Source organism: Acidovorax sp. DMC1 (genome assembly GCF_056314325.1).
The window spans coordinates 131,288-147,530 of record NZ_JBQUYO010000008.1 but is presented as its reverse complement, the minus strand read 5'-3'; the positions used below and the strand labels follow the sequence as shown (position 1 = coordinate 147,530).

At 66.6% G+C, this 16,243-nt stretch carries 17 protein-coding genes; 11 read left to right on the top strand and 6 right to left on the bottom strand.

Annotated elements, in window-relative coordinates; translation table 11 throughout:
* Positions 1–28 precede the first annotated feature (28 nt).
* The 3 genes from ACT531_RS16950 to ACT531_RS16940 are packed head-to-tail and all read right to left on the bottom strand — an operon-like array spanning position 29 to position 2,637.
* The gene (locus ACT531_RS16950; RefSeq protein ID WP_476018167.1) at positions 29–1,201 is read right to left on the bottom strand and encodes an alpha/beta hydrolase family protein; all 1,173 of its coding nucleotides are present in this window, start codon (positions 1,199–1,201) and stop codon (positions 29–31) included.
* 11 nt (positions 1,202–1,212) lie between these two features.
* Entirely contained in the window at positions 1,213–1,701 is a 489-nt protein-coding gene (locus ACT531_RS16945; protein ID WP_476018166.1) for a hypothetical protein, read from the bottom strand.
* A 24-nt stretch (positions 1,702–1,725) separates the two neighbouring features.
* Entirely contained in the window at positions 1,726–2,637 is a 912-nt protein-coding gene (locus ACT531_RS16940; RefSeq protein WP_476018165.1) for a SphA family protein, read from the bottom strand.
* 266 nt (positions 2,638–2,903) lie between these two features.
* Here ACT531_RS16940 and ACT531_RS16935 point away from each other — a divergent pair, with 266 nt between their 5' ends.
* Positions 2,904–3,815, top strand: coding sequence for a LysR family transcriptional regulator (locus tag ACT531_RS16935; RefSeq protein WP_476018164.1), 912 nt, complete (start codon positions 2,904–2,906; stop codon positions 3,813–3,815).
* A 160-nt stretch (positions 3,816–3,975) separates the two neighbouring features.
* Positions 3,976–4,878, top strand: coding sequence for an EamA family transporter (locus ACT531_RS16930; RefSeq protein WP_436076993.1), 903 nt, complete (start codon positions 3,976–3,978; stop codon positions 4,876–4,878).
* A 22-nt stretch (positions 4,879–4,900) separates the two neighbouring features.
* Here ACT531_RS16930 and ACT531_RS16925 read toward each other — a convergent pair whose 3' ends face one another.
* Complete coding sequence (locus ACT531_RS16925; RefSeq protein ID WP_056065461.1) at positions 4,901–5,416, bottom strand: Lrp/AsnC family transcriptional regulator; 516 nt, start codon at positions 5,414–5,416, stop codon at positions 4,901–4,903.
* Positions 5,417–5,579: 163 nt separating this feature from the next.
* Here ACT531_RS16925 and ACT531_RS16920 point away from each other — a divergent pair, with 163 nt between their 5' ends.
* Together ACT531_RS16920 and ACT531_RS16915 are read left to right on the top strand one after the other, a co-directional pair.
* Entirely contained in the window at positions 5,580–6,596 is a 1,017-nt protein-coding gene (locus ACT531_RS16920) for a 1-aminocyclopropane-1-carboxylate deaminase (RefSeq protein WP_476018163.1), read from the top strand.
* A gap of 124 nt (positions 6,597–6,720) precedes the next feature.
* The gene (locus tag ACT531_RS16915) at positions 6,721–7,719 is read left to right on the top strand and encodes a Bug family tripartite tricarboxylate transporter substrate binding protein (RefSeq protein WP_476018162.1); all 999 of its coding nucleotides are present in this window, start codon (positions 6,721–6,723) and stop codon (positions 7,717–7,719) included.
* Between the two features lie 36 nt (positions 7,720–7,755).
* Here the strand turns inward: ACT531_RS16915 and ACT531_RS16910 are convergent, their stop codons facing one another.
* Both ACT531_RS16910 and ACT531_RS16905 read right to left on the bottom strand, forming a co-directional pair.
* Positions 7,756–9,696: an MFS transporter gene (locus tag ACT531_RS16910; protein WP_476018161.1), complete on the bottom strand. Its 1,941-nt coding sequence runs from the start codon at positions 9,694–9,696 to the stop codon at positions 7,756–7,758.
* A gap of 55 nt (positions 9,697–9,751) precedes the next feature.
* Positions 9,752–10,639, bottom strand: coding sequence for a hypothetical protein (locus ACT531_RS16905; protein ID WP_476018160.1), 888 nt, complete (start codon positions 10,637–10,639; stop codon positions 9,752–9,754).
* 132 nt (positions 10,640–10,771) lie between these two features.
* On the opposite strand from ACT531_RS16905, the gene ACT531_RS16900 reads away from it, so the two are divergent.
* The 7 genes from ACT531_RS16900 to ACT531_RS16870 all read left to right on the top strand — a co-directional run bounded on the left by ACT531_RS16900 (position 10,772) and on the right by ACT531_RS16870 (position 16,235).
* Entirely contained in the window at positions 10,772–11,503 is a 732-nt protein-coding gene (locus tag ACT531_RS16900) for a helix-turn-helix domain-containing protein (protein WP_476018159.1), read from the top strand.
* A gap of 289 nt (positions 11,504–11,792) precedes the next feature.
* Positions 11,793–12,692, top strand: a complete 900-nt coding sequence (locus ACT531_RS16895) for a TetR/AcrR family transcriptional regulator (RefSeq protein ID WP_476018158.1) — start codon at positions 11,793–11,795, stop codon at positions 12,690–12,692.
* Entirely contained in the window at positions 12,689–13,264 is a 576-nt protein-coding gene (locus ACT531_RS16890) for a DUF2867 domain-containing protein (RefSeq protein ID WP_476018157.1), read from the top strand. The genes ACT531_RS16895 and ACT531_RS16890 overlap by 4 nt, the downstream gene beginning before the upstream one ends.
* Positions 13,251–14,579 (top strand): ABC1 kinase family protein, encoded by a 1,329-nt coding sequence (locus ACT531_RS16885; protein WP_476018156.1) that lies wholly within the window; start codon positions 13,251–13,253, stop codon positions 14,577–14,579. The genes ACT531_RS16890 and ACT531_RS16885 overlap by 14 nt, the downstream gene beginning before the upstream one ends.
* Positions 14,579–14,965: a hypothetical protein gene (locus ACT531_RS16880; RefSeq protein WP_476018155.1), complete on the top strand. Its 387-nt coding sequence runs from the start codon at positions 14,579–14,581 to the stop codon at positions 14,963–14,965. Before ACT531_RS16885 ends, ACT531_RS16880 begins: the two co-directional genes overlap by 1 nt.
* Positions 14,966–15,167: 202 nt before the next feature.
* A complete protein-coding gene (locus ACT531_RS16875) occupies positions 15,168–15,620 on the top strand; it encodes a YXWGXW repeat-containing protein (RefSeq protein ID WP_015015990.1) in 453 nt (150 codons plus the stop codon).
* Between the two features lie 156 nt (positions 15,621–15,776).
* Entirely contained in the window at positions 15,777–16,235 is a 459-nt protein-coding gene (locus ACT531_RS16870) for a hypothetical protein (protein ID WP_291444243.1), read from the top strand.
* The last annotated feature ends 8 nt before the right edge of the window (positions 16,236–16,243 follow it).

The window sequence follows — 16,243 nt, the reverse complement described above, 5'->3', positions numbered from 1 at the left end:
TTTGTGGTGTCGGTGGTGCGGTGGGGCTTCAAGCCCTGCAGGCGGTGTGTCCGCCCAGGACTTCTGCCACCCAATCCGCGATGTAGTGGCCCGCATTGATGCTGTTGTCAAAGCTCGCGTGCTGCGAGCCGCCTTCGCGGTCGGTGAACACCTTGAGTTCTCGCCGGGGGCTGTTGACCAGCTGCTCGTAGGTGCGGTGCGCCCACTTCAGCGGGATTTGCGAATCACGCTCGCCGTGCGTGACCAGGAAAGGCACGCGGATCTTCTCGACCACGCCGTCCAGGTGCACGTTCTGCGCGATCCGCATGAAGTCGTCGATGTCCTTGGCACCCCATACCCAGCACACGTGGGCCCAGTAGTGCGGCACCGGGAAGTCGCCTTCTTTCTGCAAGCGGCGCTCTTGCACATCGCGCCAGTCGTGGTTCGCGCCCCAGGCCACGCCGCAAGCAAAGCGCGGCTCCATCGCCACGCTACGCGGGCAGTAGTAACCCCCCAGGGACACGCCTTCGCAGCCGATGCGTTTCGGGTCCACGGCGGGGTGTTGCTCCAGCCAGTCCACCACGCGGCTGGCCCAGTGCTCGGTGTCGTACCGCGCGGTCAGTCCGTGCAGGCGCAGGGCTTCGCCGGTCCCTGGCTGATCCACCACCAGGGAGGACACGCCACGGTGGGCCAGCCACGCAGGCAGTCCGACCAGGTGCTTCATTTCCTTGGTCGAGTCCAGCCCGTTGAGCTGCACCAGAATCGGCGCCCGCTGGCCCGGCCGGAGCCCCTTGGCCGGGTAATAGAGGGCAGAGAGGTGGGTTCTCTCGTACGGAATTTCCACGCGCTCCACCGGATCGCCCAGCAGGGCCGAGCCTTTGAGGAACAGCTCCAGTTCGCGGCGGTAGATGGCCAGGCGGCCCGGTGCGTTGTGCGCCTGCAGCCGCTCAGCGGTGATCAGGTAGCTCGCAGCGCGCCGGTACTTCTCACCGGCCGAAAGCATGCGACCCCGGGTTTCGTCTTCTTCAGCCAGTCCGCAGAGCTTGTCGGCCATGCGCACCCAGGTCTCGCGAAAAGCCTGCGTGCCAGCAGCATCCGGGGCCTTGGCGGCCTCTTGCAGGGGGGCGCACATCTCCTCGATTTCGCCAATGCGCGCGCCCATTTCAATGGCGAGATCAACGGACAGGTTCCAGACGTAGTTGGTGGGGAAATACTTGAACATCTATTTCAGACTCAGGGTTGGGAACTGCGGGGGCGCGGCGTGATGCCGATGCTGGCGAAGAAGCGGGCCGTGGCGGGGTCTGCGAAGTCGGGCACAAAGCGGAAGGCCCGGATTTGGCCGCCTTCGATGCGCAGCACATCGCTGCCGACGATGCGCTCCACGCCCGCCTTCTCGTACAGCGGGCTGCGCACCTCCAGCCGGGCGGTCAACTCACTGGCGCGCACCTCCACCGAAAGCACGGTGAGCCGTGCGCGCGGCTGCACCACGGTCTGGTCGATGTAGAGCGCCAGGCAGGCCGGGTTGTCCATCGGCGCAGTGCAAGCCGGGTAGTCCGATCGATCTACATCCGGGGCGATCAGCGCACGCACCGCACCCATGTCTGCCGCGTGCACGGCCTGCACATAGCGGTCGAAAACCGCCTGCGGCTCAGCGGGCGCGGCGGCACGGGCCAGCGCGCAGGCAGCAAGCAGGGGCAACGCCATCAGAGATTTGTGGGTCATTGTGCGCAATGCGAATGTGCGAGGTCAGTGCTTGATCCACAGCGGAATGGCGATCCCGATGCCCAGCACGTTGTTCTTGGTGGTATTGGCGGCGTAGATGCCCCGCTGGTAGCTCAGGCTCACGCTGAAGGGGCCGGCGTTGTAGTTGAGCGAGGGCCCCAGCGCAAAGCTGCGTGCGCGGTTGTCCTGGATGGTGGCGCCGCCTTGCTTGTCGTCCGTGAACTGGTGAAGGTACGAACCCACCATGCCCATCTTCCAGGGGCCGACGTTCCAGCCAGCGATGAATTCGCCCACATAGCCGCTGCCCGAGCGGTAATGGGTGGTGCTGTTTTCACGGTTCACCATCAGGCGGTTGATGAGGCCAATATCCAGGCCACTCGGATCGGTGTGACGAATCCCGAGCACCGGCTTGACCGAGGTGTAGCCGGTGGACACGCTGGGCCGGTGCGGGTCGTAGGAGCCATTGGGCAGCGCGATGTCCAGGCCCGCCACGGCATAGGTCTTGTCTGTCAGGCTCCAGCGCAGCACGGCGGGCGAGACGGTGATGTTGGCCACCCCGCTGTGCCGCTCGCTGTGGCCGGCGACGTCGGTGCGCAAGGAGACGGCAGGAATCACCAGCTGCGAATACAGCCGTGCGCCCAGCACCGTCATGTCGTAGGCCGCCAGCAGCCGCGTGGTGGCCGAGGTTGCGCTCAGCTTGAACGGGATGGGTCGCGTGTCGCCGTGGTTGTCATACAGACCGCTGGAGGTGGTGTGGTGCACCTGCTCCAACACAAACAACCCGGGAATGGGCGGCAGGCCAGCCACGTATTCGCCGGTCGATCCGACCGGGAAGGGCGACACGCCCCCTTCGAAAGCCTGGGCCTGGGGTGCGCTGAGCAGGCTCAGCAACATGCAGCCCGCCGCCTGCCCGGCGCGGGAAAGTACCGTCTTCATCGTTGTCTCCTTGTTCTACGCATCCAGCCAGGCTGGGCGTTTTTTCGCTTTGCTCGACAGGGCCTCGGTAGCACGGGTGGGCCCCTCATCGGGTCTGCCAGTTGGCAGGACGGGAGCGAGATTAAGATCGGCCTTAACTTAGATCAAATGGATTGATTCCATTCGCAGTATTGATCCCATGAATAGTTCAGGGACTCTGCGGGCCCCTGTTGCATCTGGCTGGGAGCGCGGAAGAAACCACATACCGTCATCGATGCCTGCTGCCCATGCGCTTTAACAAACTGGACCTGAACCTGCTCGTGGCACTGGACGCCCTGCTCACCGAACGCAGCATCAGCCGCGCCGGGGAGCGCCTGCACCTGAGCCAGCCCGCCACCAGCAACGCACTGGCGCGCCTGCGCACCTATTTCGACGATGAGCTGCTGGTGCAGCAAGGCCGCACCATGGTGCTGACGCCGCGTGCCGAGGGGCTGCTGGACCCCGTGCGCGAGGTCCTGATGCGCATCGACAGCACCATCGCAGAAAAGCCCCGGTTCGACCCCGCCACATCCACCCGCAGCTTCACCCTGCTCGTGTCGGATTTCACGACCACGGTGCTCATGCAACCGCTGATCGAGCAGCTGTTTCAGGAAGCGCCCGGGGTGCAACTGCACCTGCGTGCGCAGAACAACCGGCCGGTGGAGCAGTTGGAGGAATACGGGGCCGACGTCCTCATCATTCCGGAGCAATACGCCTCGCCCAGGCACCCGAGCGTCACGCTGTTCGAGGAAACCTACCTGTGCATCACCTGGGAGGGGAACCCCCACATCTCCGAAGCGCTGAGCTTTGAAGACTACTTGGCCGCCGGCCATGTGGTGGCCGACTATTCGGGCGCGCGGCACATCCCGGCGTTTGACGGCTGGTTTCTCGAACGCTTTGGCGTCAAGCGCCGCATCGAGATCTCGGCCCCCACCATGGCCGCCCTGCCCAGCCTGGTGATTGGCACCCACCGTGTGGCCACGGTGCACAAACGCATCGCCCTGCGTGCCGTTCAGCTCGGCCTGCCCGTGCGCATCTGGGAGCCGCCCCTGGAGATTCCGCCCATGCGCCAGAAGCTGCAGTGGCACCGGCACCGCGACAAGGACCCTGGGCTGGAGTGGCTGCGCGAGCGGGCCATGGCCGTGGCCGCGCGCATCTAGCCCACGCATGCCGCTGCGCTGCAGTGCGGTGCGTGGGGGGGGTGCGCAAAATGTCCCGTTTTGATCGGAAACCTGGCCGAACACCGCCGCCATAGCCGAGGTGTGCAAGCCACAATCGGAGCCCGTCCACGGCCACTTCCGCAACACCATGCCCTCTTCCCTGCGCCCCCGCGACCTCGCCCTGGCCCTGCTCGTCATCGTGGTCTGGGGCCTCAATTTCGCCGTCATCAAGGTGGGCGTGGCCGGTGTGCCGCCCCTGCTGCTGGGAGCGCTGCGCTACCTGCTCGCAGCCTTCCCCGCACTGCTGTTTGTCAAGCCGCCCAAGGTGCCGCTGAGGCTGTACCTGCTGTACGGCATGACCATGGCGGTGGGGCAGTTTGCGCTGCTGTTCACCGCCATCCACATCGGCATGCCCTCGGGCCTGGCGTCGCTGGTGTTGCAGTCGCAGTCGTTCTTCACCCTGCTGCTGGCCGCGTGGTGGCTGCGCGAGAAATGGCACGGCAACCAGGTGGCAGGCCTGGCGCTGGCGGGCTGCGGGCTGGTGCTGATCGGCAGCGCGCATGGCGCCTCCATGCCCCTGGCAGGCTTTGCGCTGACCGTGGCGGCGGCGGCGATGTGGGGCTGCGGCAATATCGTCACGCGTGCCGTGGGGCGGTATGGGCCAATGAACCAGTTTGCATTCATCGTCTGGTCCAGCGTAGTGGCGCCGCTGCCTTTTGTGGCGCTGTCGCTGTGGCTGGACGGGCCCGCCACGGTGTGGGCGGCCGTGCAGCACCTGTCCTTCCAATCGATGGCCGCCGTGGCCTATATCGCGTGGATTTCGACGCTGCTGGGCTTCGGGCTGTGGACCTACCTCATGTCGCGCTACCCCGTGAACCGCGTGGCGCCCTTCACGCTGCTGGTGCCCGTGGTGGGCCTGACCACGGGCTGGGTGGCGTTTGGCGAGCAGTTGCTGCCCGTGCACTTTGCAGGCGCCGGGCTCTTGATGGCGGGCTTGGTGGTCAACGTGTTTGGCGGCCCGGCCTGGGCGGCCATGATGGGACGGCTGCGCGGCGCCCAGTAGACGGTCGGTCGGACGCAGGCCGCTACACCGCCAGCGGCAACTCGGTGGTCGAGAGCACGTTGCGCAACACCATGAACGAGCGCACCTGACGCACGCCCGGCAGATAGAGCAACTGCTCTGCATGCAGGCGGTTGAAACTGTCGTTGTCGCGCGTGCGCACCAGCATGAAGTAGTCGAACTCGCCGGTGACCACATGGCATTCCATGCAGCCGGATACCTTGGCAGCCGCCTTTTCAAACTCGGCAAACGACTCGGGCGTCGAGCGGTCCAGCACCACCCCAATCATCACCAGCATGCCCGCACCCACCGCCTGGGGGTTGAGCAGCGCCACCACCTTGTCGATGAGTCCCAGGCGCCTGAGGCGCTCCACCCTGCGCAGGCAGGCGGGCGGGCTCAGATGCACCTTCTCGGCCAGCGCGACGTTGGACAACGACGCATCACGCTGCAGCTGGCGCAGGATGGCTTTGTCGGTACGGTCCAGCTCGGCCGAGACATCAGCCTGCGGCGCATTCTTGGGACGAACTTTTGTTGCGCTCATAGGTCACCCAGAGAAATATTTATCCCTGACATTCTGATCCATCAACCTGAAACACTGAAATTTGGGAAAATTTTGCAACCACTTGACGCGCGTGTTTTTCTACGATGAAGGCACTGCAAGCCCCCCCCGCTTGCGCCCCCTCTTCATCGACCGGAACACCGCCATGAACCTGCAGAAATTTGCCCGCCACCCGCTCACCTTCGGCCCCTCTCCCATCACGGCGCTGCCGCGCCTGTCGACCCACCTCGGCGGCAAGGTGCACCTGTACGCCAAGCGCGAGGACTGCAACTCGGGCCTCGCCTTCGGCGGCAACAAGACGCGCAAGCTCGAATACCTGATCCCCGAGGCCATCGCAGGCGGCTACGACACGCTGGTCTCCATCGGCGGCATCCAGTCCAACCAGACGCGCCAGGTGGCCGCCGTGGCTGCACACCTGGGCATGAAGTGCGTGCTGGTGCAAGAGAACTGGGTGAACTACTCCGACGCGGTGTACGACCGCGTGGGCAACATCGAGATGAGCCGCATCATGGGCGCCGACGTGCGCCTGGACGCAGCGGGCTTTGACATCGGCATCCGCCCCAGCTGGGAGCAGGCCATGGAGGACGTGAAGAAGGCCGGTGGCAAGCCCTTCCCCATCCCCGCAGGCTGCTCCGAGCACCCGTACGGTGGCCTGGGCTTTGTGGGCTTTGCCGAGGAGGTGCGCCAGCAAGAGAAGGAGCTGGGCTTCCAGTTCGACTACATCGTCGTGTGCTCGGTCACGGGCAGTACGCAGGCGGGCATGGTGGTGGGCTTTGCCGCCGATGGCCGTGCGCGCAAGGTGATCGGTATCGACGCCTCCGCCAAGCCCGAAAAAACCCATGCCCAGGTGCTGCGCATCGCGCAGAACACCGCCAAGCTGGTGGAGCTGGGCCAGGAGATCACGGCCGAGGACGTGATCCTGGACACCCGCTACGGCGGCCCCGAATACGGCCTGCCCAACGAAGGCACGCTCGAAGCCATCCGCCTGTGTGCGCGCCAGGAGGGCATGCTGACCGACCCGGTGTACGAGGGCAAGTCCATGCACGGAATGATCGATATGGTGCGCAAGGGCGAATTCCCCGAAGGCTCCCGCGTGCTCTATGCGCACCTGGGAGGGGTGCCGGCGTTGAACGCCTACAGCTTTCTTTTTCGCAACGGCTGATGCGTCCAGCGAGCAGCGACGGCTGGCACAACTGGCCGGGCTGTCGTTGATCTGAGCACCTGTTCAAAGGGCCCTTGACCGCCAGGCAAGGGCCCCGCCCGTTCCCCCAATCCAAGGAGCCCCCATGAAGTGCTTGCAGCTTGTCAGTCGGCGTAGCGTGATCCTCGTGGCGGCAGCCGTCGCAGGGCTGGGACTCGGCACGTTACGGCTCGCCCATGCCGACGGTTATCCCGCCAAGCCGGTGCAGTTGGTCGTGCCCTTTCCGCCAGGGGGCGCCGTGGACATCGTGGGCCGCACCATCAGCAAGAAGCTGGGCGACCGCCTGGGCCAGCCCATCGTGGTCGAGAACAAGGCGGGCGCGGGCACCGTGGTGGGTGCGGCGTATGTGGCCAATGCGCCTGCCGATGGCTACACGCTGCTGATCAGCTCCGGCTCCACCTTCACCGTAAACCCCGCGCTGAACGCCAAGCTGCCCTACGACCCCGTCAAAAGCTACGAGCCCGTTGGCCTCGTCGCCCGTGTGCCCCTGATTCTGCTGGCCCACCGCGATGTGCCGGTCAACAACCTCCGGCAGCTGATCGCTGCCGTTCAGCGCACGCCCGACAAGTTCTCCTACGGCTCGTTTGGCAACGGCACCACGGGGCATTTCGCAGCCGAGCTGACCTGGTCGGCCGCGGGCATCAAGCTGATGCACGTGCCTTACCGGGGCAGCGCCCCCGCCATGGCCGACCTGATGGGCGGGCAGATTCCCTTCACCATCGACACCGTGGCGGCAGCGCTGCCACAGCTCAAGGCAGGCAAGATCAAGGCCATCGCCGTCACGGGCGCCACGCGGGCCACGCAGCTGCCCGACGTGCCCACGGTGGCAGAAAGTGGCTTACCGGGGTTCTCGGCCGATTCCTGGCTGGCCGTGGTCGCGCCGCGCGGCCTGCCCGCCGAGGCCAAGGCCAAATTGCACAAGGCCCTGGCCGAGACCCTGGCGGACGCCGAAATCCGCAGCAAGCTCATCGCCGCAGGGCTGGAGCCGTCTTACGCCACGGGCGATGCCGTGCTGGCGCAGATCGAAGACGAGTTGCCACGCATGCGCGCCATTGCCCAGCGCGCGCAGATCAGGGCGGACTGAGCCCGCCCAGCCACGGGCGGCTCGCACGCCCCTCGGTCAGGCCGTCAGCAGCTTTTGCACCCGCTCGCGCAGCAGCTTGGGCTGCACCTCGGTCGGCGCGACGGCAGAGCCCACATTCAGCCCCACGCGGCTATAGAAGCCCCGGCGGAACGGCCGCACCATGGCGCCGCCCTTTTCAATGCGGCTGAAGTACGAGCCCCACAGGTTGGTCAGCGCCATGGGGATCACCGGGGCCTCGACACCCTCGGCCTTCGCCCGTTCGATGATCTTCATGATGCCGCCCTTGAACTCCTGCAGCTGTCCGTCCTTGGTGATGCCGCCCTCGGGGAAGATGGCGAGCAAATCACCCTCACGCAACACCTGGGCAGCGCGGTCAAAGGCGGCTTCGTAGGTCTTCGGGTCTTCCTTGTACGGCGCAATCGGGATCGCCTTGGCCAGGCGGAACAGCCAGCCCAGCACGGGCACGCGGAAGATGCGGTGGTCCATCACAAAGTAGATGGGGCGCGGGCTGGCGGCCATGAGCAGCACGGCGTCCACAAAGCTCACGTGGTTGCAGGCCAGGATGGCGGCGCCGGTGGACGGCAGGTTTTCATCGCCCTGCACCTTGAAGCGATACACGAACCGCGACGACACCCACGCGATGAAGCGCAGCAGGTACTCGGGCACCAGCATGAAGATGTAGAACGCCACCACGGCGTTGGCCAGGCCGGTGAACAGGAAGATCTGCGGCACCGTGAAGCCCGCGCCCAGCAGGGCGCCGGCGATGAGCGAGCTGCCGATCATGAACAGCGCGTTGAGGATGTTGTTGGCAGCGATGATGCGCGCGCGGTGTGTGGGCTGGCTGCGCATCTGGATCAGCGCGTACATGGGCACGCTGTAGAGGCCCGCAAACAGGCTGAGCAGCGCCAGGTCCAGCATCACGCGCCAGTGGGCGCCCTGGGCCATGAAGGCGGCCAGGCCCATGATCTCGGAAGGCGGCAGGCTGCGCGATGCAAAGTACAGGTCGATGGAAAAGACGCTCATGCCGATGGCGCCCAGTGGCACCAGGCCGATCTCGACATGGCGGCGCGACAGCACCTCGCACAGCAGCGAGCCTACACCGATGCCGATGGAGAACACCACCAGCAGCAGCGAAGCCACCTGCTCGTTGCCATGCAGCACGTTCTTGGCCAGGCTGGGGAACTGGCTCAGAAACACCGCGCCAAAGAACCACATCCAACTGATGCCCAACAGCGAGCGGAACACCACGATGTTCTCGTGCGCCAGCTTCAGGTTGCGCCAGGTTTCGGTGAAGGGATTCCAGTTGATGGTGAGCCCCGGGTCGGTGGCCGGCACCGAGGGAATGAACTGCGCCACCGCGCGTCCCGCCAGGGCCGCCACCACACAGGCCACGGCCACGGTGGTGTGACCGATGCCGGGCAACGCCACCAGCAACCCACCGGCCACATTGCCCAGCAAGATGGCCACAAACGTGCCCATCTCGACCATGCCGTTGCCGCCCGTCAGCTCACGCTCGTTGAGCACCTGGGGCATGTACGCAAACTTGACCGGGCCAAACAGCGTGGAGTGCACGCCCATCAAGAAGGTGCACAGCAGCAGGATGGGGATGTTGCCCGCGATGAAGCCCACGGCCGCCACCAGCATGATGGCGATCTCCAGGTTCTTCACGAAGCGGATCATCTTCGTCTTGTCGTACTTGTCGGTCAGCTGGCCCGATGTGGCCGAGAACAGCAGGAACGGCAGGATGAACAACGCGCCAATCACCAGCCCCGCCATCGCGGGCGGCAGCCAGTCCACACTGAGCTGGTAGGTCACCATCACCGTGAAGGCGAACTTGAAGAGGTTGTCGTTGGCCGCGCCGGAGAACTGGGTCCAGAAGAATGGCGCAAACCGCCGCTGGCGCAGCAAGGCAAACTGGTTCGGGTCCTCGTGCGTGGGCGCGGGGGCCACGCTGGTGGAGGCGGTGTCGGGGCTCATGCGTTTCTCCTCGTTTCCGATGGGTTGGCTTGTTGGAATTTTCCGGACCTGCGCTTCATGCGCCGGATCTGCGGGCGACACCCACGGCGTGGGCGCCATTCTGCCCGGACGGCATGACCAGCGGCATCGCCGCCGTGTCACTGTGGCGCAAAGCCACCAGCGACCCCAGTGCCGCCAGCACCGGCCAGGCCGCGCCCGCCGCCAGCACATGTTTGAGGCTGTGGCCTGACACCCATCCGCCCGTGGCCTCGAACACCGAGTGGTCTGCCGTCTCCAGCAGCTTGGCCAGGGCGTACAACAGCACCACCACGCCCAGGTGCAGCGCCAGACCATCGACCCGGCGTGGAAGGCATGCCAGCCCCAGCACCACCAGCAGACCGCCCAGTTGCACCACGGCCCAGGGCAACAGGTTGCCGGTGTGCACCCAGACCCAAACCGCCATCGGCCCGGCCAGCAGCACGGTGCCAGCGGCGGCCACGCCCGCCCGCGCGCTCACCCGGGTGGCAGCCGCCAGACCCAGCAGCCCCGCAAAGGGCAGGACCATGCCCAGACGGTCCCACAGCAAGCCTGCGTCCTGCGGTTGCCAGTGGTACAGCGCCGAGCCTGCGGCAGTGCATAGCAGCCCACCAAAGAACAGCGCTGCCAGCGCACGGGAGGTGGCGTCCAGCGCGCCCGGCGGCACACGGCGCAGCTCCCACCAACCCCATGCACCTGCCAAGGCAAAGGCCAGGTTGCTCAACACATCGAGCGCACAGGGAATGCCCCACAGCGTGCGCTGGTCGGCAAAGTCATGCTGGTGCTGACTGGCGGGCAGCCCCGGGCCAAACAGCGCCAGCGCGAGCAGCGTGGCCACGCCCAGCAGCAGGCCGGTTTCCGCACAGGACAGGCGCGGCAGCGTTGGCAGGCCGCGCAAACGAAGAGGAGTCACAGAAGCAATACGCATCACACACACCGTAGAAAGTGAACGATGCCGCGCAGTGTGGGCAGCGGCGCCATCGGCCGCCTTAAAAAGTCGCGCAAGGGGCTACCCGCGCACCTTCGGGTATTGATAATTGATACCCAGGAGCCCCGCACCATGAGCACGACCGCCGACCTCGTCACCGCCCTGAAAAAAGAACTCAAGACCGCTCAGATGACCTACGCCGACCTGGCGCAGGCGCTGGGCATGGCCGAGTCCAGCGTCAAGCGCATGCTGGCCAAGGGCGACATGCCGCTGTCGCGCATCGACGCCATCTGCCGCGCGCTGGCGCTGGACTTTGCCGACCTGGCGCGGCGCGTGGCCGACGAGCAGCCCTTGCTGAAAGAGCTGACCCACGAGCAGGAAAAGGCCGTGGTGGCCGACAAGAAGCTGCTGCTGATGGCGATCTGTGTGCTGAGCCAGTGGACGCTGGAGCAGGTAACGGACTACTACCGCCTGACCGAGGCCGAGGGCATCAAGTACCTGGCGCAGCTGGACCGCATCGGCATCATCGAGCTGCGGCCGCTCAACCGCTACCGCCTCAAGCTGGCCAAGACCTTCCGCTGGCGCCCGCATGGGCCAGTGATGAACTACTTCCGCGACCATGCGCTGCTGGACTACTTTGCGGGCGGCTTTGACGGACTGGGCGAAGGCGTGCTGCTGGTGCACGGCAACATCAGCCGCAGTCTGGCGCCCGCCTTCATGGAGCGCATGCAGCGCGTGGCGCAGGACTTTGCCCAGCAGCACCTGGCCGACCAGAAGCTGCCCGACCGCGAGCGCGAGGGCTACACCCTGCTGCTGGCCATGCGCAGCTGGGAGTTCGAGGCGTTTGCCAGCATGCGGCGGTAGGCCTCCCGCCGATTTCGCGGGCCCCTGCAAGCAGCAGCCGTCGCTGCCAGCCAACTTCTGCCTTTGGTTGAGCGCAGCGGCCGCCTCACAGGTGCAGGGACTGGCCGCAGCGCCATGAACCAGCCTCCATTTACTATCTTTTTGATAGCTATCAGCGCATGAAATACATGCACTTGAGGCTAAAAACGCCTCAAAACCCCTGCTTGCGCCTGCCAAGAGGTGGCTTGACGCCATAAACAGAAATAACTATTCTTTAAATTGCAAATTTAATCAATTTAAGAATAGTCAAATGAAAACCACCCGCCAGCAGCAAGACGCCACGCGCCGCCAGATCGTGGCCAGCGCGGTGGACCTCATGACCCGCCAGGGCTTTGACGGCACAACGATGAAAGACATCGCACGCGCCGCCGGCATTGGCGACGCCACGATCTACAAATACTTCCCCACCAAGGACCGCATCGTGCTGGGCTACCTGGACGATGTGGCCCACCAGGCGCTGGCCGACACGCTGCAGACGCCGGGCTTTGCGGGCTACGGCCTGCAAGAAAAGCTGCAGCGCTTGACCGATGCCGTGCTGGAGCGCCTGCTGGCCGACCGCGAGTTTGTGGCCCAGGTGCGCGGTCTGGCGCGGCGCTCGCCGCTGTCGATGCTGGCCGAGCCGCTGGCCGCGCGCCAGAACCTGCGCGAGGCGGTGGCGAGCTTTCTGGAAGCGGCCGAGGCCAGCGGCGAGATTGAGCCCTGCGACTTCAAGGGCCTGGCAGGCAGCCTTTACACCGACTACCTCGCAGGCGTGGTGACGTACTGGCTGGCCGACACCTCCGACGAATTTGCCGACACCACGCAGCTGGTGGACCTGTCGCTGGGCGTGCTGGTGCAGGCGCTGCGCGGCGGGCTAGTCAACCGTGTGCTGCAACTGGGCGGCTTTGTGCTGCGCAGCCAGATGGCCCGCATGGTGCAACACGGCAGCAGCCTGATGGGCATGCTGCACATGGCCCAGCAGGCCATGGCCAGCGCGCCCACAGCACGGGCATCGCAGCCCCCTGCCGGTAGAGCCGGGGCCGAAGGCCTCGCCCCGAAAACTGCGCAGCCTACGCGCGCACCCCGCAAACCCCGGGCGACCACCGGCCCCACGAAGGACCCCGCCGCCCAGCGCCCCGCCACGCCCCGCAAAAGAAAGAGCGCCCCATGAATGCGTCCTCTGCCCTCGCCGCCCCCACCACCGCGCGCGCAACCCAGGTGCCGCCCGGCACGGCCATCCACGCCACGCTGCCCGGGGCCGATTTTTTTGATGCCTACGAAGTGGCCGACCGGCACCCCGCGCGCTCAGCCCTGCAGTCGTGGCTGGACGTGGCGGCCCGCACCCCGGCGTGGACACGCGCCCTCATGTTCGTGCGCAACAAGGCCGTGCGCCTGGTGGGCCTGAAGGACCTGGGCCAGCTGGATGACGGCCACCCGCCCGCCAGTGGCCGATCCCTGCGCGACGCGCGCAGCTACCGCGTGGGCGACCGCGTGGGCATCTTCCGCATTCGACACCTGAGCGACACCGAGGTGGTGATGGGCCAGGACGACAAGCACCTGGACGTGCAGGTGTCCATCTGCAAACAGCCCGCCGCCCCCAGCACCGCGCCCCGCGTGGTGCTGAGCACGGTGGTGCACATCCACAACAAGCTGGGCCATGCGTACATGGCGGTGATCACGCCGATCCACCGCGTGATTGCACGCGGCACGGCGCAGCGCCTGGCAGACCATGGCCCAAACTGACGCAAACGCACCCCGCACCGGCAAGCTGGCGCGCAGCGCCATCACGGGGCTCGCTGCTGCGCGCATCGGCATGGCCGAGCTGGGACACCGCACGCGCAAGCGCTCGGCCCAGGCGCAGGCAGAGCACGAGGCAGCGCTGGGCCGCATTTTGTTTGGTGCGCTGGGGCAGCTGCGGGGCTCGGCGCTCAAGGTGTCGCAGCTGCTCAGCATGCACCCGGGCCTGCTGCCCGACGGCGTGCGCAGCGAACTGGCACGCGCCCACCACCAGGCCCCGCCGCTCAACCGCGCGCTGGTGGGCCGCGTGTTCCGCCAGGCCTTCGGGCAAGAGCCCGAGACGCTGTTCGACCAGTTCGAGCCCACCGCGTTTGCGGCCGCCAGCCTGGGCCAGGTGCACCGCGCGCAACTTGCTGGCCACGGCACGGTGGCCGTGAAGGTGCAATACCCCGGCATTGCCGCCACCATTGCCAGCGACATGCAGCTGATGCGCGCCGCGCTGCGCGCACTGGCCCACACCGACATGCCGCTGCCCACCGATGCCGTGCTGGACAGCGTGATGACCGAGATCGAGGCCACCCTGCTGCGCGAGGTGGACTACCTGCAGGAGGCCGAACAGCTGCAGTGGTTTGCCCAGCACGCCGCACAGCCGGGGGTGGTGATGGCGCAGCCCATCCTGTCGCACACGCGGGCCCAGGTGCTCACGCAGCAGTTTGTGCCCGGGCTACCGTTGCAAGCCTGGCTGGCCACACAGCCACACCAGGCGCTGCGCGACCAGGCCGGGCAGCACCTGTGGGATTGGTTCATGCACTGCATCTTTGTGCTGGGGCGGGTGCATGCCGACCCGCACCCGGGCAACTTTCTGTTCGCGCCCGATGGCACGGTGGGTGTGCTGGACTTTGGCTGCACGCGCGCCCTGCCCAACGCATTCCGTGCGCAGGTGGTGCAGGCGTGGTCTGCCCTGCTGCGCGCCCCTACCGACCCTACACGCGATACACAGGTGCTGCAGGCCTACCAGGCGCTGGGGCTCTTGCGCAAGGACCTGACCGTGCAGGCCTACACCACTGAACTCGCCCCCGCGCTGGCCGAGATGCAGGCCTGGCAGATCGAGCCCTTCACCCAGCCGGTGTTTGACTTTGGCACCAAAACACCGCCGCCCATCACCCCCAGCCAGCACCAGCGCGTGCTGGGCCAGCACCTCGCCCAGATCCCCGGCGAGATGCCCGCGTTCGAGCGCATGTGGATGGGGCTGATGCACCTGCTGACGCAGCTGGGTGCCCAGGTGCACACCCGCGCCCACAAGGCGTTGGCCGTTCACTAATGACAAACACCGCGTTGACCTTGGCGGCAGCCGGGCTGGCCCTGGTGGGTGTGGCGCACTCGGTGCTGGGAGAGCTTCTGCTGTTTCGCAGGCTGCGTACGCAGGGGCACCAGACAGCGGGGCGCGCGGAGGTTGGCACGGCGCAGCAGTTGCTGCACACCCCGCACCTGCGCATTCTGTGGGGCACCTGGCATGTGGCTTCGGTACTGTGCTGGGCACTGAGCGCTCTGCTCTGGCGCCTGGGCACCGCACCTTGGGACGCGGCCCTGGGCGCCTGGGCCGCCGACGCGGTGGGCATTGCCACCCTGGCCAGTGGCGTGCTGGTGTTCTTTGCCACGCATGGCAGACACCCGGCGTGGTGCGCGTTGCTGGTGTGGTGGCGCTGAAGCAAGCCATCGCGGGCGGGTGAATGGAGACGCCGACGCCGAATGCCTGAGCAGGCGTGACAAAAATCACACGGCAACCGTTTGCCTCCGAAGTCGGCAACACAACTTCACAAAGCTTCGCAATTGGCCTACACCGGCTTGACGCAGCGTGCGCACCATGAAGTCTCCGGTTCCGCAAGGAATCACATCTGAGGAGAACCTTATGGCCCGCAAAGCACTTGCCGCTGTGTCCATCGCCCTGCTGTCGCTGGGCGCCGCGAGCGCGGCGCAGGCGCAGACCAGCGCCACCGTTGTCATCCAGGCAGGTACGCCTGTCTACCAGCAACCCGCCCCGGTGCGCGTGCAGTACCAGGCGCCGCCCCCACCCCGCTACGAGGTGGCGCCACACCCGCGCCGCGGCATGGTGTGGGTGCCCGGCCACTGGGAATGGCGTGGCCACCGCCACGTGTGGATGCAGGGCTACTGGGTGAAAGCCCGCCCCGGCTACCACTACCGCGAGCCCCGTTGGGTAGAACATGGCGGTCGCTGGAACATGCAGCCCGGCGGCTGGGACCGTGATGGCGATGGCATCCCCAACCGCCGCGACCGGGACCGTGACGGAGACGGCGTGCCCAACCGCTACGACCAGCGCCCGGACAACCCGTACCGCCGCTGATCCCCCTTGGTGGGACCGCTGCGCGGGCCGACATGCAATGGGCAGCCCGGCTGACAGACGCCCCACCACCCACCGGCCACGATGAGGCCACAGACGCAACACCCGGCCCGACGCAGGCAGTGCCTGCGGTCGGCCAGACACGACAAGGAGTTCACCATGACCCACGCCACTTTCTTGCGCAACACCTTCACCGCAGCGGCCTTGGCCGTGACAGCGCTGACGGCGCTGACAGGGGCCATCACACCGGCACAGGCCGCCACGCAAGCCACTGTCATCGTGCAGTCGGGCCCACAGCAGGGCATCGTCATCCCGGCACCCCCACCACCCCGCCGCGAAGCCGTTCCGCACGCCCGCAAGGGACAGGTGTGGGTGCCTGGCTACTGGGACTGGCGGGGCCACCGCCATGTGTGGGTGGCAGGCCACTTTGAAAAGGTGCGGCCAGGCTACCGCTATCGCACACCTCAGTGGGAGCAGCGCGACGGGCGCTGGGAACTGCACCGGGGCGGCTGGGACCGCGATGGCGACGGCATTGCCAACCGCAATGACCGCGACCGTGACGGCGACGGCGTGCCCAACCGCCGCGACCACCAGCCGGACAACCCGCGCCGCAACTGATCGTTGAT

Bases quoted from the DNA above. Each gene is read 5' to 3' on its own strand.
- ACT531_RS16945 (WP_476018166.1), bottom strand. From the start codon at position 1,701: ATGACCCACAAATCTCTGATGGCGTTGCCCCTGCTTGCTGCCTGCGCG.
- ACT531_RS16880 (WP_476018155.1), top strand. From the start codon at position 14,579: ATGACAAACACCGCGTTGACCTTGGCGGCAGCCGGGCTGGCCCTGGTG.
- ACT531_RS16935 (WP_476018164.1), top strand. From the start codon at position 2,904: ATGCGCTTTAACAAACTGGACCTGAACCTGCTCGTGGCACTGGACGCC.
- ACT531_RS16900 (WP_476018159.1), top strand. From the start codon at position 10,772: ATGAGCACGACCGCCGACCTCGTCACCGCCCTGAAAAAAGAACTCAAG.
- ACT531_RS16950 (WP_476018167.1), bottom strand. From the start codon at position 1,201: ATGTTCAAGTATTTCCCCACCAACTACGTCTGGAACCTGTCCGTTGAT.
- ACT531_RS16885 (WP_476018156.1), top strand. From the start codon at position 13,251: ATGGCCCAAACTGACGCAAACGCACCCCGCACCGGCAAGCTGGCGCGC.
- ACT531_RS16905 (WP_476018160.1), bottom strand. From the start codon at position 10,639: ATGCGTATTGCTTCTGTGACTCCTCTTCGTTTGCGCGGCCTGCCAACG.
- ACT531_RS16890 (WP_476018157.1), top strand. From the start codon at position 12,689: ATGAATGCGTCCTCTGCCCTCGCCGCCCCCACCACCGCGCGCGCAACC.
- ACT531_RS16870 (WP_291444243.1), top strand. From the start codon at position 15,777: ATGACCCACGCCACTTTCTTGCGCAACACCTTCACCGCAGCGGCCTTG.
- ACT531_RS16915 (WP_476018162.1), top strand. From the start codon at position 6,721: ATGAAGTGCTTGCAGCTTGTCAGTCGGCGTAGCGTGATCCTCGTGGCG.
- ACT531_RS16940 (WP_476018165.1), bottom strand. From the start codon at position 2,637: ATGAAGACGGTACTTTCCCGCGCCGGGCAGGCGGCGGGCTGCATGTTG.
- ACT531_RS16895 (WP_476018158.1), top strand. From the start codon at position 11,793: ATGAAAACCACCCGCCAGCAGCAAGACGCCACGCGCCGCCAGATCGTG.
- ACT531_RS16875 (WP_015015990.1), top strand. From the start codon at position 15,168: ATGGCCCGCAAAGCACTTGCCGCTGTGTCCATCGCCCTGCTGTCGCTG.
- ACT531_RS16910 (WP_476018161.1), bottom strand. From the start codon at position 9,696: ATGAGCCCCGACACCGCCTCCACCAGCGTGGCCCCCGCGCCCACGCAC.
- ACT531_RS16925 (WP_056065461.1), bottom strand. From the start codon at position 5,416: ATGAGCGCAACAAAAGTTCGTCCCAAGAATGCGCCGCAGGCTGATGTC.
- ACT531_RS16920 (WP_476018163.1), top strand. From the start codon at position 5,580: ATGAACCTGCAGAAATTTGCCCGCCACCCGCTCACCTTCGGCCCCTCT.